This window comes from Streptomyces sp. SAI-170, assembly GCF_049739565.1.
GTDB lineage: Bacteria > Actinomycetota > Actinomycetes > Streptomycetales > Streptomycetaceae > Streptomyces.
Genome location: NZ_JBMGQD010000001.1, coordinates 2,371,081 through 2,385,000, shown reverse-complemented (window position 1 = coordinate 2,385,000; position 13,920 = coordinate 2,371,081). Strand labels below are relative to the sequence as shown.

The window sequence follows — 13,920 nt, the reverse complement described above, 5'->3', positions numbered from 1 at the left end:
CTGCCAGGGCGATTGGGGAGGCCCGGGTGGAGCGGCGACGGTTCCGCCGGTGAGCTGACGTAGCCGCCGGGCCTTCGCCGGTCCGTACCCTCGCGGCCCGCGCGTCAGCCGATGAAGCGGCCGTACGCCCGGAGGGTGCGCAGTGCCTCGATCGTCACCATGGGGCGGGCCTCCAGGGCCGTGCCCGGTGCCCACTGGCGCCAGCGGACCGGCCAGCCGCCGTCCTCCGTCTGCTCGGTCGCGAGGTAGTCCAGCGAGCGCGTCATCTCCTCGTCCGTGAACCACGCGCGCGCGAGGGACCGTGGTGTCCGGGCGAAGTCGTGCGGGAAGTGGTGCTCGTCGGGGGCGTACCCGGGAGCCACCGGGTAGGCGCCCAGGTCGCCGGGGTCGAGAGCGGCGAGCCGCTGCTCGCGCACCAGGCGGCCCAGCCGGTCGGCGGCGGCCTCCGCGCGCGAGCGATCGGGCACGGAGTCCAGGAAGGCGACGGCGGCATGGACCTCGTACGGATGCGAGGTCTTCAGCGACTCGATGGCGTGCCAGCAGAAGTCGGTGGCCCGGAACAGCCACGCGTGCCACACCTCGTTGCGGTGCAGCAGCCCGACCACGGGCCCCGTGGAGAGGAGCTCGCCGGGCGGGTCGTCCACGATCGGCACGAACGGCGCCGCCGGATACCCCCGCTGGCTGGGATGCACCGCCGGAAGAGCGCCCTCGGGCGTGGAGACGGCGGTCAGGTAGCGGCAGATGCGCTCCACCCGCTGCCCGCCGCAGCGCCCTAGGGAGTCCAGCACGCGCAGCGCGTGCGCGGTGTGCAGCGGCTGGCTGACCGGGCCGCGCAGATCGGGCTCCAGGGCGTGTCCGTAGCCGCCGTCCTCGTTGCGGTAGGCGTCCAGCGCCGTCTCCACCGGGTCGGCGGGGCCGTCGAGGAAGTGGTAGGCGAAGAGCCGCTGCTCCAGCACGCGCGCGGTGAGCCAGACGAAGTGCTCGGCGCGGAAGAGTGGGGAGTGCGCCGGCGGCATGGTGGGGAGTGGGGATGCTCCTGTTTCGGCCATGGTCAGACCGTAGGGCCGAAAACGGTCCCGGCAAGCCGTCCGGGCCGGGGCCCACCCCCAGGGGCGGGATACTGGTGTCATGCGGTTGACGGTCTTCTGGGAGCGGATGGCGGAGCACTTCGGTGCGGGGTACGCCGAAACCTTCGCGCGCGATCACGTGATGTCGGAACTCGACGGACGCACCGTGCAGCAGGCGCTGGAGTCCGGCTGGGAGGCCAAGGACGTGTGGCGTGTGGTGTGCTCCGTCATGAACGTTCCACAGGAAAGGCGCTGACCGGTCACGAAGACCGCAGGACGGCTCCCGGCTGTCAGTGACGTGGGCGAGACTTGATCCGTGGCATCCACTGACGAGACCGGGCAAGCAGCCCCGCAGGCATCCCCGATCGGCACGACTCCGCCCACACGGCCCCCGGCCGAGGGCGCCGCCGCGCCGGGCGGCCGCATGCCGCGCTGGCTGCCGCGCGCCATGGTGCTCGCGCTGGCGCTCATCGCCTGCTTCCAGCTCGGCAGTTGGGCCTTCCACCAGCTGACCGGCCTGCTGATCAACATCCTCATCGCGTTCTTCCTGGCGCTGGCCATCGAGCCCGCGGTGAGCTGGATGGCCTCGCGGGGGATGCGCCGGGGCCTGGCCACCGGGCTGGTCTTCCTCGCGGTGATCATCCTGTCCGCAGGGTTCGTGACGCTGCTGGGCTCCATGCTCGCGGGTCAGCTCATCAAGATGGTCGAGGGTTTCCCGGACTATCTCGACTCCGTCATCAACTGGGTCAACGCCCACTTCCACACCGACCTGAGACGGGTGGACGTGCAGGAGGGCCTGCTGCGCTCCGACTGGCTGCGCAACTACGTCCAGAACAGCGCCACCGGTGTGCTGGACGTCTCCGCGCAGGTGCTCGGCGGACTCTTCCAGCTGCTGACGATCACCCTGTTCTCGTTCTACTTCGCCGCCGACGGACCGCGGCTGCGCCGCGCGCTGTGCTCGGTCCTGCCGCCCGCCAGGCAGGCGGAGGTGCTGCGCGCGTGGGAGATCGCCGTGAACAAGACCGGCGGGTATCTGTACTCGCGCGGTCTGATGGCGCTGATCTCCGGCGTGGCCCACTACGTCCTGCTGCAGGCGCTGGGCGTGCCGTACGCGCCCGTGCTCGCGGTGTGGGTGGGCCTGGTGTCGCAGTTCATCCCGACCATCGGCACCTACCTCGCGGGTGCCCTGCCCATGCTGATCGCCTTCACGGTCGATCCCTGGTACGCGCTGTGGGTGCTGATCTTCGTCGTGGTCTACCAGCAGTTCGAGAACTATGTGCTGCAGCCCAAGCTGACCTCCAAGACCGTCGACATCCACCCCGCCGTCGCCTTCGGCTCCGTCATCGCGGGCACCGCGCTGCTCGGCGCGGTCGGTGCCCTGGTCGCCATCCCGGCCGTCGCCACGCTCCAGGCCTTCCTGGGCGCGTACGTGAAGCGCTACGACGTCACGGACGACCCGCGCGTGCAGGGACACCGCACGGGAGGCAGAGGCGGTGGCCTGAGCCCGCTCACGCGGGCCCGGCGGATATGGGGCCGGTCGCGAAACGGCACCGCGGGCACCTCGGGCGACGGCACACAGGCCGACTGAGAGGTCCACCACTCCGGAGGGCTGATTCAGCGGGGCCTCGACCGGTTCGCCGTGCTGTTCCGTGACCGTCGCGCACCGAGGAAGCCGCCGTGCGGCAGGGGCGTGGTGCGCTTGACACGAAAATCGAACATCCATTCTTATGGAAGTGCTGGCGAGGTTCTCGGTGGGTGGTTTTGGCATGCTTTGCATGGATGGATCCCCGAGTTATCCACAGGCCGGACCCGCGTCGGGGCGCATTGTCAGTGGCAGGCGTTAGCGTCTTTGACGTGAAGCGATCGACTCAAGCAAACCGGGTGGAACCCATGGCAGGAACCGACCGCGAGAAGGCCCTGGATGCCGCGCTCGCACAGATTGAACGGCAGTTCGGCAAGGGCGCGGTCATGCGCCTGGGCGAGCGGCCGAACGAGCCCATCGAGGTCATCCCCACCGGGTCGACCGCACTCGACGTCGCCCTCGGTGTCGGCGGCCTGCCGCGCGGCCGCGTGGTGGAGGTGTACGGCCCCGAGTCCTCCGGTAAGACGACCCTGACCCTGCACGCCGTGGCCAACGCGCAGAAGGCCGGCGGCCAGGTCGCGTTCGTCGACGCGGAGCACGCCCTCGACCCCGAGTACGCGAAGAAGCTCGGCGTCGACATCGACAATCTGATCCTCTCCCAGCCCGACAACGGCGAGCAGGCCCTGGAGATCGTGGACATGCTGGTCCGCTCCGGTGCCCTCGACCTGATCGTCATCGACTCCGTCGCCGCGCTCGTCCCGCGCGCGGAGATCGAGGGCGAGATGGGCGACAGCCACGTCGGTCTCCAGGCCCGTCTGATGAGCCAGGCGCTGCGGAAGATCACCAGCGCGCTCAACCAGTCCAAGACCACCGCGATCTTCATCAACCAGCTCCGCGAGAAGATCGGCGTGATGTTCGGCTCGCCCGAGACCACGACCGGTGGCCGCGCGCTGAAGTTCTACGCCTCGGTGCGTATCGACATCCGCCGCATCGAGACCCTGAAGGACGGCACGGAGGCGGTCGGCAACCGCACCCGCTGCAAGGTCGTGAAGAACAAGGTCGCGCCGCCCTTCAAGCAGGCCGAGTTCGACATCCTCTACGGCCAGGGCATCAGCCGTGAGGGCGGCCTGATCGACATGGGCGTGGAGCACGGCTTCGTCCGCAAGGCCGGCGCCTGGTACACGTACGAGGGCGACCAGCTCGGCCAGGGCAAGGAGAACGCGCGCAACTTCCTGAAGGACAACCCCGACCTGGCCAACGAGATCGAGAAGAAGATCAAGGAGAAGCTCGGCGTCGGCGTGCGTCCCGAGGAGCCCGCCGCCGAGCCGGGTGCGGACGCAGCGGTCACCGCCGCCGCGGACGACGCCAAGTCGGTTCCGGCCCCGGCTGCGGCCAAGAGCGCCAAGCCCAAGGCCGCGGCTGCCAAGAGCTGACGGCGTGACACGGCGAACCGACTGGACCGAGTACGCCCACCCCGGCAGTTCCCGGGAGCCGGGGCGGCAGGGCGACTCGGGCTTCGCCGGGGAGAGTGACGGGCCGGACGGCACCGCGTACTCCCCGTACGACGGTGACGACTGGCAGGACGGCGTCCCGCACCCGGACGACGGCGGACTCCGTCGCGGGCGCGGCCGGCACGGCGAGGGCGGTTCACGCACAGGGCGTGGGCGCCGTCGGCGTGCCGGGCAGGAGCCGTCCACCGAGGACGGAGGCACCTCTGCCTCGTCGAGGGCCGAGAAGGGGGAGCCCCCGGGGGACCCGGTGGAGCAGGCACGGGCGATCTGCCTGCGCCTGCTCACCGGGACCCCACGCACCCGCAAGCAGCTCGCGGACGCCCTGCGCAAGCGGGAGATTCCGGACGAGGCCGCCGAGGAGGTGCTGTCCCGGTTCGAGGAGGTCGGACTGATCGACGACGGCGCCTTCGCCGACGCCTGGGTGGAGTCCCGGCACCACGGACGGGGCCTCGCCCGCCGCGCCCTCGCCCGGGAGCTGCGCACCAAGGGCGTCGATCCCACGCTGATCGACTCCGCCGTCGCCCAGCTCGACTCCGAGCAGGAGGAGGCGACCGCGCGGGAACTCGTCGACCGCAAGCTGCGCGCCACTCGCGGCCTGGACCGCGACAAGCGACTGCGCCGTCTCGCGGGCATGCTCGCCCGCAAGGGCTACTCGGAGGGCATGGCCCTGCGCGTGGTCCGGCAGGCGCTGGAGGAGGAGGGCGAGGAGACGGACTTCCTGGGGGAGGAGGGGTTCTGAGCGTGCCTGTGGTGCTCTTGGACGGCACACGCTGAGGCCCTCGGAAGCCGCAAGGGCAGTCGGCTCACCGCCTTGCCTGCCTCACCCCGTTCTACCGCTCAGACGGCGGCGTCACCGGCAGCCCCGCCCGCTTCCACGCCTGGAAGCCGCCCACCAGGTCCGTGGCCCGGCGGAGTCCCAGCCGGTGCAGGGAGTCGGCGGCCAGGCTGGAGGCGTAGCCCTCGTTGCAGATGACCACGACGCGCAGGTCGTGCCCGGTGGCCTCGGGGAGGCGGTGGCTGCCCTGCGGGTCGAGGCGCCACTCCAGTTCGTTGCGCTCGACGACGAGGGCGCCGGGGATCAGACCGTCCCGCTCGCGCAGCGCGGCGTAGCGGATGTCCACCAGCAGTGCCTCGCCGGTGCGGGCGGCGGCATGGGCGTCGAGGGGCTCGATCCGCTCGTAGCCCTCACGCACCCGCTCCAGCAACTCGTCGATGCCGACGGGATGTTGGCCGACCTCAACGGCGGTGTGGCTCTGTTCACTCATCAGACTCCCGCCCCCTCCTCGCGCGACCCGAGAATGACCGCGCGACCCGAAATGACCGTCTTCGCTGTAAGCCGCTCGCGTCGTGCCTCCCCACCCCGCCTCACTGCCAGTCCTCCGGGCGCTCGACCTGCTCCAGGCGCAGCACCTGGCCCGTGCGGCTGTAGCGGCGGATGCGGGGCAGCGGCGGGTAGTAGGCGTGGACGGAGATCGCGTGCTGCTCGGGTGACTCGTTGAGGACCTCGTGGACATGGTGGCGACCGAAGGCGCGGCCCTGGCCGGCCGGCAGTCGGCGTTCGCGGTCCACGCCCTCGGTGAGTTCCAGGGTCTTCCAGCCGTCGGTGGGCAGCCGGGCGGCGAGCGCGTTCTCCCGCAGCTCCCCGCGGGCGGTGAGGAACGCGCCGACCGAGTCGGCGTGGTCGTGCCAGCCGGTGCCCGAGCCGGGCGGCCAGCCGATGAGCCACGCCTCACTGCCGCCGGGCCCCTCCAGGCGGATCCAGGTGCGGCCCTCGGGGTCGAGCGGGAGCGAGGCGATCAACTCGGCGTCGGCGGCTGTGCGTCGTACGAAATCAAGGAGGTCCGCCTGGGTGGGGACACGGACGGACGCGGACACGGAGGGGACAGGCGAAGAGGGCCCGGAAAGGGCGGGGGAGACAGACAACGGAGACCGTCCTGGGAGAAGTCGCGTGAGCGCGCGCGAGGAAGCCGTGACCGGGGGCGCGCGGAGACGAGGGAATGCGAATTCAGCAGGACGGACGACACACGCAGCCTGCGTAGCGGACCAGGTCCATGTGGACCCTCCGCCACAGGCGCACATCGGTGTCGGTCACGGTTCGGAGTACACCACGGCGGTCGAGGGCGGTCAACTCACCGTCACCATGCGGACGCAGGGTGACGGTGAGGACGGACAGGCGCGCACACCGGCCCCGGCCGGTCAGTTCGCCGAGGCGGCGGAGGCCGAGGCCGTCGCCGCTGCCTCTTCCTCCCTCGGTCCTCCGAGAGTCGCCTCCGCCGCCGCGTACAGGTCGGCCGGGCGGACGCCGCCGAGGGCTGTGACGAGGTGGCCGTCGGGTCGTACGAGAAGGACGGTGTGGGCGGCCGCGCCCGGGTAGCTCTCGGCGACCAGGAGTTCCGCGGGGTGCGGCAGGGCCGTGACCGCCGCCGCCAGCCGGGGCATCAGCCCGGCGGACACCCAGTGCCGGCGCTCCCACACCCCGGTGCCCGGCGCGATCAGCACGACCAGCAGCGCGCCGCGGCCGAGCCGGTCCCGCAGCTGTACGAACGTGCCGTCCTCGGCCGTGACCCGTACGTCGGCGACGGGCGCGCCCGGGAGGGTGTCGACCGGGACTTCGGCCTCGATGTGCCGGGGCGCGAGCGGCGAGTCGGCGTAGCCGCCGGGCGCGCCGACCGGGCCCTGCCCCAGGTGGCCGTCGGTGAGCAGCGCGTCATGGCCCCGGGCGGCGCCGAGGACGTACGAGCGCAGCCCCTTGCCGCCGCGCAGCAGCGGCAGCACCTGGTCGGCGGCGCGCAGCCGGGCGGCGACGACCGCGCGCCGCTCGGCCTGGTAGCTGTCGAGCAGCGTCTCGTGCGGCCCGTGGTGCCAGGCGAGCGCCAGCTTCCAGGCGAGGTTGTCGGCGTCCCGCAGCCCCTCGTCGAGGCCCTGGGTGCCGAGCGCGCCGAGCAGATGCGCCGCGTCCCCGGCGAGGAAGACACGGCCCACCCGCCAGCGGCGGGCCAGCCGGTGGTGCACGATGTGCACACCGGTGTCCAGCAGTTCGTACGACGGTGTGGCGCCGTCGGTCCAGCCCGTCAGCGTCTCCCGGATGCGGGTCACCAGGAGCTCGGGGGTGACGAGGTCCTTGCTCGGCGGCAGTAGCCAGTCCAGCCGCCAGACGCCCTCCGGCAGCGGGCGCGCGGTCACCTCCCCGGCCGAGGGTCCCGACGTCCGCCACGGCGGTGTCCGATGGAGCAACGCGCGACCGGCCCATGGAAGTTCCGTGCGCAGTGCGGCTACGGCGTGTCGCTCCACCGCCGTACGGCCGGGGAAGCGGATGTCCTGGAGTTTGCGCACGGTGGAGCGGGGGCCGTCGCAGCCGACCAGGTAGCTGCCCCGCCACCAGGTGCCTTGGGCTCCGCGGGTGTGGGCGGTGACGCCGGACGGCTCCTGCTCCAGGCCGTCGAGCCTGCTGTCCACGGCGATCCTGACGAGCCGCTCGCGGGCGAGGGCGGCTCGTAGCGCGCCCGTGAGCACATGCTGCGCGACATGCAGCGGGGCTGAGGCCGGGGGGACGGTCTCGATCCCCGACTCGGAGTCGTCCGGTGCGTCGAAGTCGACCTCGCGCATGATCTGCCGGCGCCGCACCGACCGCCAGCCTGACCAGCGGAGTCCGGCCTCGGCGATCGGCAGCCCGGTCAGCCGTTCCATGAGCGCGGTGGTGTCCTCGCGCAGGACGACCGTACGGGCGAGGCGCGGTTCGTCCTTGCCGGGCCCCTCGTCCAGGACGACGGACGGCACTTCCTGGCGGGCGAGTGCCAGCGCGAGCGTGAGCCCCACGGGCCCCGCCCCGACGATGATCACCGGGTCCACGGCGCGGCGCTCCCTGCTCGTGACGGCGTCTCAGGAGACGGGTGTGAACAGGAGGTTTGAGCAGGGTGCACGATCACAGAACGTATGCAACCTATTGCCGGTGCTTGCGTCAAGTGACGAAGGCAGTGGCGTCGTCACGCCACTGCCTTCACCCGTTCACGTCACTTGACCACTCGTCAGGCGCTGGCTCCTGAGCCGAAGCTGCCACCGACCTCGGCGGCGTTGAGGTCGTCGACGTCGTCCTTGCCGAGGACCGCGCCCGTCGTGCGCTTGCTGCGCCGCAGGCGCTGCTCCAGCCAGCCCGCGAAGGTGGTGAGGATGAAGTTGACGATGATGTAGATGACCGCCACGACGATGAAGCTCGGGATGACGTTCGCGTAGTTGGCCGCGAGCGTGCCACGTGTGTTCAGCAGCTCGGTGAAGCCGATCATCACACCGCCCAGTGCGGTGTCCTTCACGATGACGACCAGCTGGCTGACGATGGCAGGAAGCATCGCCGTGACGGCCTGCGGGAGCAGGATGCCGGCCATGGTCTGACCCTTGCGCAGACCGATCGCCTGGGCCGCCTCGGTCTGTCCCTTGGGCAGCGCCAGGATGCCTGCCCGGACCACCTCGGCGAGGACCGAGGCGTTGTAGAGCACGAGGCCCGTGACCACCGCATAGAGGGGCCGGTCGTCGCTCGTGACGTCCGTGGAGCGGGCGTAGAACTCGTTGGCGAACAGCATCAGCAGCAGCACCGGGATCGCCCGGAAGAACTCCACCACGACGCCGGCGGGGACCCGTACCCATCGGTGGTCGGACATGCGCGCGATGCCGAACACGGCGCCCAGCGGCAGGGCGATGACCATGGCCAGCGCCGCTGCCTTCATGGTGTCGGCCAGGCCGGGCAGCAGGTACGTCGTCCAGGCCTCGGACTGGGTGAACGGCTTCCAGAGCTTCCACTCCAGCTGGCCCTTGTCGTCCATGACCTGCCAGATCCACCACAGGAGCAGCGCGAGCAGGGCGAAGAAGACCACTGAGAGGATGAGGTTGCGCCGCTTGGCCTTGGGGCCGGGGGCGTCGTAGAGAACCGAGGTCATCGCTTCACCGCCAGTCGCTTGCTCAGCCAGCCGAGGATCAGGCCGGTGGGCAGGGTCAGTACCACGAAACCGAAGGCGAAGACCGCGCCGATGAGAACCGTCTGGGCCTCGTTCTCGATCATTTCCTTCATCAGCAGCGCGGCTTCGGCCACACCGATCGTGGCCGCCACGGTCGTGTTCTTGGTCAGCGCGATCAGTACGTTGGCCAGCGGGCCGATGACCGCGCGGAACGCCTGCGGCAGCACGACGAGCGAGAGCACTTGGGTGAAGCTCAGTCCGATCGCCCGGGCCGCCTCGGCCTGTCCGACCGGGACGGTGTTGATGCCGGAGCGCAGCGACTCGCACACGAACGCCGAGGTGTAGGCGATGAGACCCAGCACGGCGAGGCGGAAGCCCTGGAGCTTGAAGTCGTCCGGCGCGCCCATCGTCATGCCGAAGATGTCGGCCAGGCCGAGCGAGGTGAAGACGATGATGACCGTCAGGGGGATGTTCCGGACGACGTTCACGTAAACGGTGCCGAAACCGCGCATCAGCGGGACCGGGCTGACCCGCATGGCGGCGAGCAGGGTGCCCCAGATCAGGGAGCCGATGGCCGAGAACACGGTCAGCTGCACCGTCACCCAGAAGGCACCCAACAACGTTGGATCGTCATAGTCAGAAATGAAGTCGAACACGATCTCCCGCGCTTCCGGGTGTAGGAGGGTCCCGGTGCGCCGCCCCGGAGGGCGGCGCACATGTCGGCCAGTACGTCAGTTCTTGATCTCGCCGATCTTCGGAGCGGGCTCGTTCTTGTAGTCGGCCGGACCGAAGTTGTCCTTCACGGCCTTGTCCCAGGAGCCGTCCTTGACCATCTTCTCGAGGGCCGCGTTGATCTTGTCGACCGTTGCGGTGTCGCCCTTCTTGACGCCGATGCCGTAGTTCTCGTTGCTGAGCTTCAGCCCGGCGAGCTTGAACTGGCCCCTGTACTGCTCCTGCGCGGCGAAGCCGGCCAGGATCGAGTCGTCCGTCGTCAGCGCGTCCACGGCGCCGCTCTGCAGACCGGCGAGGCACTCGGAGTAGGTGCCGACCTGCTTCAGCTGAGCCTGCGGCGCGATGTCCTTCTTGACGTTCTGCGCCGAGGTCGAGCCGGTCACCGAGCACAGCTTCTTGCCGTTGAGGTCGGTGCCCTTGCTGATGTCCGAGTCCTTCTTCACCAGCAGGTCCTGGTGGGCGAGCAGGTACGGACCGGCGAAGTCGACCTTCTGCTTGCGCTCGTCGGTGATCGAGTACGTCGCCGCGATGAACTTGACGTCACCGCGCGACAGCGCGTTCTCGCGGTCGGCGCTCTTGGTCTCGACGAACTCGATCTGGTCGGGCTCGTAGCCGAGCTCCTTGGCCACGTAGGTCGCCACGTCGACGTCGAAGCCGGAGAACTTGCCGCCCGGCTCCTTCAGGCCGAGACCGGGCTGGTCGTACTTGATGCCGACCTTGATCGTGTCGCCGCCACCGGAGCCCGAGCCGCTGTCCTTGTCGTCGTCGCCCCCACAGGCCGTCGCGGTCAGGGAGAGGACGAGCGCAGCCGCGGCCGCGGCGGAGACCTTGCGGAGCTTCATGGTGAACATCCTTCGTGTGGTGAGGAGATGCCGTGTTGCCGGATGACGTAGTACGTCGCGGGAGCGACGTGGCGTCAGTGGTGCAGGATCTTCGACAGGAAGTCCTTGGCGCGGTCACTGCGCGGGTTGCTGAAGAACTGGTCGGGCGCAGCCTCTTCGACGATGCGTCCGTCCGCCATGAACACCACGCGGTTTGCGGCCGATCGTGCGAATCCCATCTCATGGGTGACGACAATCATGGTCATGCCGTCCCGGGCCAGCTGCTGCATGACCTCCAGGACCTCATTGATCATCTCCGGGTCGAGCGCCGACGTCGGCTCGTCGAAGAGCATGACCTTGGGGTCCATGGCCAGCGCGCGGGCGATGGCGACGCGCTGCTGCTGGCCGCCGGAGAGCTGAGCGGGGTACTTGTCCGCCTGGGTGGCCACGCCGACGCGGTCCAGCAGGGCGCGGGCCTTCTCCTCAGCCTTCTTCTTGTCCGACTTACGGACCTTGATCTGGCCGAGCATGACGTTCTCGAGCACGGTCTTGTGCGCGAAGAGGTTGAAGGACTGGAACACCATGCCGACGTCCGCGCGCAGCCGCGCGAGCGCCTTGCCCTCGGCGGGCAGCGGCTTGCCGTCGATGGTGATGTCGCCGGAGTCGATCGTCTCCAGGCGGTTGATGGTGCGGCACAGGGTGGACTTCCCGGACCCGGAGGGCCCGATGACCACGACGACCTCGCCGCGCGCGATCGTCAGATCGATGTCCTGGAGTACGTGCAACGCGCCGAAGTGCTTGTTGACGCTCTTCAGGACGACCAGTTCGCCACTCGCGGCCACATCTTCCTTGGCCACCGATACTTCGGTCATCGCTCTCTGGCTCCGTCCTCCTCGGTTTCGGAGGACAGTAGTAACCCTACGCGACCAGCGTCATTACATCTGAGGGGAATCTGAGCATCACGATCCGGTTGCAATCGGACACGTGTCGTAGCACTTGTGACCTGGACGCGTATCGGCCGGATAACGGAAGCTCCGCGCAACCGGAACCCTCTTGACGCCGTCCTCATCCATCGGCGTGACTGCCTGGGTGCACGCACGCGCGTGCACGCATTTTTGTCGGACGACACCGTACGCGCGATGAACCGAAGGAGGCCGGGATGAGACTGCTTCTCGTCGAGGACGACAACCATGTCGCCGCCGCCCTGTCCGCGGTGCTGGCGCGGCACGGCTTCGACGTGACACACGCGCGTAGCGGAGAGGAAGCCCTCCAGGCGCTGGTCCCCGGCGGCCCGGGCTTCGGTGTCGTGCTGCTCGACCTCGGCCTGCCCGACCAGGACGGCTACGAGGTCTGCGGCAAGATCCGCAAACGCACCAGCACCCCCGTCATCATGGTCACCGCCCGCTCCGACGTTCGCTCCCGCATCCATGGCCTCAACCTGGGGGCCGACGACTACGTCGTCAAGCCGTACGACACCGGAGAACTGCTCGCCCGTATCCACGCGGTCAGCCGGCGCACGGTGCACGAGGACGCGGCCGGGGCCGGTGAGGCCGTGCTGCGCCTGGGTTCCGTACACATCGAGCTGCCCACGCGGAGGGTCAGCGTGGACGGTTCGGTTGTCCAACTGACCCGCAAGGAGTTCGATCTGCTCGCCCTTTTGGCCCAACGGCCCGGAGTGGTCTTCCGCCGGGAGCAGATCATCAGCGAGGTGTGGCGCACCAGCTGGGAGGGCACCGGGCGCACCCTGGAGGTGCATGTGGCGTCCCTGCGCGCCAAGCTGCGCATGCCCGCGCTGATCGAGACCGTGCGCGGCGTCGGCTACCGGCTCGTCGCCCCGGCCGCCTAGCGGGCCAGGGTGCGCACTCGACTCCTGCCGCTGCTCATCGTCCTGATGGCTGCCGTGCTTCTGGCGCTCGGCGTGCCGCTCGCCGTCAGCGTGGCCGCGGCGCAGCAGCAGAAGGTCATCGTCGACCGCATCGACGACACCGCTCGGTTCGCCGCCCTCGCGCAGTACGTCACCCCCGCGACGGCCGGCCCCGGCACCACGTCCCCGGACGAGCGCACTCTCAGCACGGAACTGACGAGCTACCACGAGGTCTACGGCATCCGTGCCGGGGTCTTCTACCGCAACGGCACGCCCATGGCGCAGGCGCCGGGCGACTGGCTGCTCCCCGAGAAGGGTGAGGTGCGCAGGGCGTTCGCCGAGGCGCTGCTCAGCCGGCGCAGCCAGGACCCGAAGCAGATCTGGCCCTGGCAGCGGCGCACCCTGGTCGTCGCCTCGCCGGTCATCCGGGACGGTGACGTCGTCGCGGTCGTCGTCACCGACTCGCCCACCGGCGCCATGCGCTCGCGCATCCTGCAGGGCTGGTTGGTCGTCGCGGCGGGCGAGGTCGCCGCGATGCTGCTCGCCGTCGGCGCGGCGCTGCGGCTCACGGGGTGGGTGCTCAGGCCCGTACGGATCCTCGACGCCACCACGCACGCCGTCGCCAGCGGCCGCCTGAAGTCCCGCGTCGCGGTGGCGAGCGGGCCGCCGGAACTCAGACGGCTGGCCCGGTCGTTCAACGAGATGGCGGACAACGTCGAGGACGTCCTGGAGCAGCAGCGCGCCTTCGTCGCCGACGCCTCGCACCAGCTGCGCAACCCCCTCGCGGCGCTGCTGCTGCGCATCGAGCTGCTCGCCCTCGAACTGCCCGAGGGCAACCCGGAGATCGCCTCCGTCCAGGCCGAGGGCCGTCGGCTGGCCCAGGTCCTGGACGACCTGCTCGACCTCGCGCTCGCCGAGCACGTCGAGGCCGACCTGGCCCTGACCGACATCGGCGCGCTCACCGCCGAGCGCGTCGCCGCCTGGTCCCCGACGGCCGAGGCGAAGGGCGTACGGCTGGTGGGGGACTGCCCGCCCACCACCGCGTGGGCCGACCCGGTCGCGCTCTCCAGCGCCCTGGACGCGGTGATCGACAACGCGGTGAAGTTCACCCCGAAGGACGAATGCGTGCGCGTCTGCGTCGCGTCCAACGGCGACACCTCGACCATCGTCGTCGCCGACCGCGGGCCGGGCCTCACCGACGAGGAACTCATCCGCGTCGGCGATCGTTTCTGGCGTAGCGGGCGACACCAGAACATCAAGGGCTCAGGGCTGGGCCTGTCCATCTCCCGGGCTCTGCTGGCGGCCGGGGGCGGCTCCATCGCGTACGACCATCATGAGCCGCACGGCCTACGAGTGACGGTGACCGTGCCTCGGTCGGGGCCTGCGCGGTAGGGCCC

At 70.2% G+C, this 13,920-nt stretch carries 15 protein-coding genes; 6 read left to right on the top strand and 9 right to left on the bottom strand.

The genetic code is table 11. The features are described 5' to 3' along the window. Positions 1–104: 104 nt before the first annotated feature. Positions 105–1,049: a hypothetical protein gene (locus RKD23_RS10495; RefSeq protein WP_424853451.1), complete on the bottom strand. Its 945-nt coding sequence runs from the start codon at positions 1,047–1,049 to the stop codon at positions 105–107. 79 nt (positions 1,050–1,128) lie between these two features. Here RKD23_RS10495 and RKD23_RS10490 point away from each other — a divergent pair, with 79 nt between their 5' ends. The 4 genes from RKD23_RS10490 (at position 1,129) to recX (ending at position 4,899) form a co-directional block, all read left to right on the top strand. Next, the gene (locus RKD23_RS10490) at positions 1,129–1,323 is read left to right on the top strand and encodes a DUF3046 domain-containing protein (protein ID WP_424853450.1); all 195 of its coding nucleotides are present in this window, start codon (positions 1,129–1,131) and stop codon (positions 1,321–1,323) included. 60 nt (positions 1,324–1,383) lie between these two features. Then, entirely contained in the window at positions 1,384–2,655 is a 1,272-nt protein-coding gene (locus RKD23_RS10485) for an AI-2E family transporter (RefSeq protein WP_424853449.1), read from the top strand. Positions 2,656–2,957: 302 nt separating this feature from the next. Beyond that, entirely contained in the window at positions 2,958–4,082 is a 1,125-nt protein-coding gene (gene recA, locus RKD23_RS10480) for a recombinase RecA (RefSeq protein ID WP_424853448.1), read from the top strand. Between the two features lie 4 nt (positions 4,083–4,086). Then, a complete protein-coding gene (recX, locus tag RKD23_RS10475) occupies positions 4,087–4,899 on the top strand; it encodes a recombination regulator RecX (RefSeq protein WP_424853447.1) in 813 nt (270 codons plus the stop codon). Positions 4,900–4,990: 91 nt separating this feature from the next. On the opposite strand, the gene RKD23_RS10470 is transcribed toward recX, so the two are convergent. The 8 genes from RKD23_RS10470 to RKD23_RS10435 form a co-directional block, all read right to left on the bottom strand. Then, the gene (locus RKD23_RS10470; RefSeq protein ID WP_424853446.1) at positions 4,991–5,425 is read right to left on the bottom strand and encodes a rhodanese-like domain-containing protein; all 435 of its coding nucleotides are present in this window, start codon (positions 5,423–5,425) and stop codon (positions 4,991–4,993) included. Positions 5,426–5,525: 100 nt separating this feature from the next. Then, positions 5,526–6,083 carry a cysteine dioxygenase gene (locus RKD23_RS10465; protein WP_424853445.1) on the bottom strand — a complete coding sequence of 186 codons (558 nt, stop codon included), beginning with the start codon at positions 6,081–6,083 and terminating at the stop codon, positions 5,526–5,528. Between the two features lie 82 nt (positions 6,084–6,165). Beyond that, positions 6,166–6,237: a putative leader peptide gene (locus RKD23_RS10460; protein WP_309544753.1), complete on the bottom strand. Its 72-nt coding sequence runs from the start codon at positions 6,235–6,237 to the stop codon at positions 6,166–6,168. A 119-nt stretch (positions 6,238–6,356) separates the two neighbouring features. Further along, the gene (locus tag RKD23_RS10455; RefSeq protein ID WP_424853444.1) at positions 6,357–8,009 is read right to left on the bottom strand and encodes an FAD-dependent monooxygenase; all 1,653 of its coding nucleotides are present in this window, start codon (positions 8,007–8,009) and stop codon (positions 6,357–6,359) included. Positions 8,010–8,185: 176 nt separating this feature from the next. After that, a complete protein-coding gene (locus RKD23_RS10450; protein ID WP_424853443.1) occupies positions 8,186–9,088 on the bottom strand; it encodes an amino acid ABC transporter permease in 903 nt (300 codons plus the stop codon). Further along, positions 9,085–9,762 carry an amino acid ABC transporter permease gene (locus RKD23_RS10445; protein WP_424858210.1) on the bottom strand — a complete coding sequence of 226 codons (678 nt, stop codon included), beginning with the start codon at positions 9,760–9,762 and terminating at the stop codon, positions 9,085–9,087. The genes RKD23_RS10450 and RKD23_RS10445 overlap by 4 nt, the downstream gene beginning before the upstream one ends. 75 nt (positions 9,763–9,837) lie before the next feature. Next, positions 9,838–10,680 carry a glutamate ABC transporter substrate-binding protein gene (locus RKD23_RS10440; RefSeq protein ID WP_424853442.1) on the bottom strand — a complete coding sequence of 281 codons (843 nt, stop codon included), beginning with the start codon at positions 10,678–10,680 and terminating at the stop codon, positions 9,838–9,840. 74 nt (positions 10,681–10,754) lie between these two features. Next, positions 10,755–11,531, bottom strand: a complete 777-nt coding sequence (locus RKD23_RS10435; RefSeq protein ID WP_424853441.1) for an amino acid ABC transporter ATP-binding protein — start codon at positions 11,529–11,531, stop codon at positions 10,755–10,757. 287 nt (positions 11,532–11,818) lie between these two features. Between RKD23_RS10435 and RKD23_RS10430 the strand changes: the two genes are divergently transcribed. Next, positions 11,819–12,505, top strand: a complete 687-nt coding sequence (locus RKD23_RS10430) for a response regulator transcription factor (RefSeq protein ID WP_404033563.1) — start codon at positions 11,819–11,821, stop codon at positions 12,503–12,505. A gap of 9 nt (positions 12,506–12,514) precedes the next feature. Further along, positions 12,515–13,915 (top strand): ATP-binding protein, encoded by a 1,401-nt coding sequence (locus tag RKD23_RS10425; RefSeq protein WP_424853440.1) that lies wholly within the window; start codon positions 12,515–12,517, stop codon positions 13,913–13,915. The last annotated feature ends 5 nt before the right edge of the window (positions 13,916–13,920 follow it).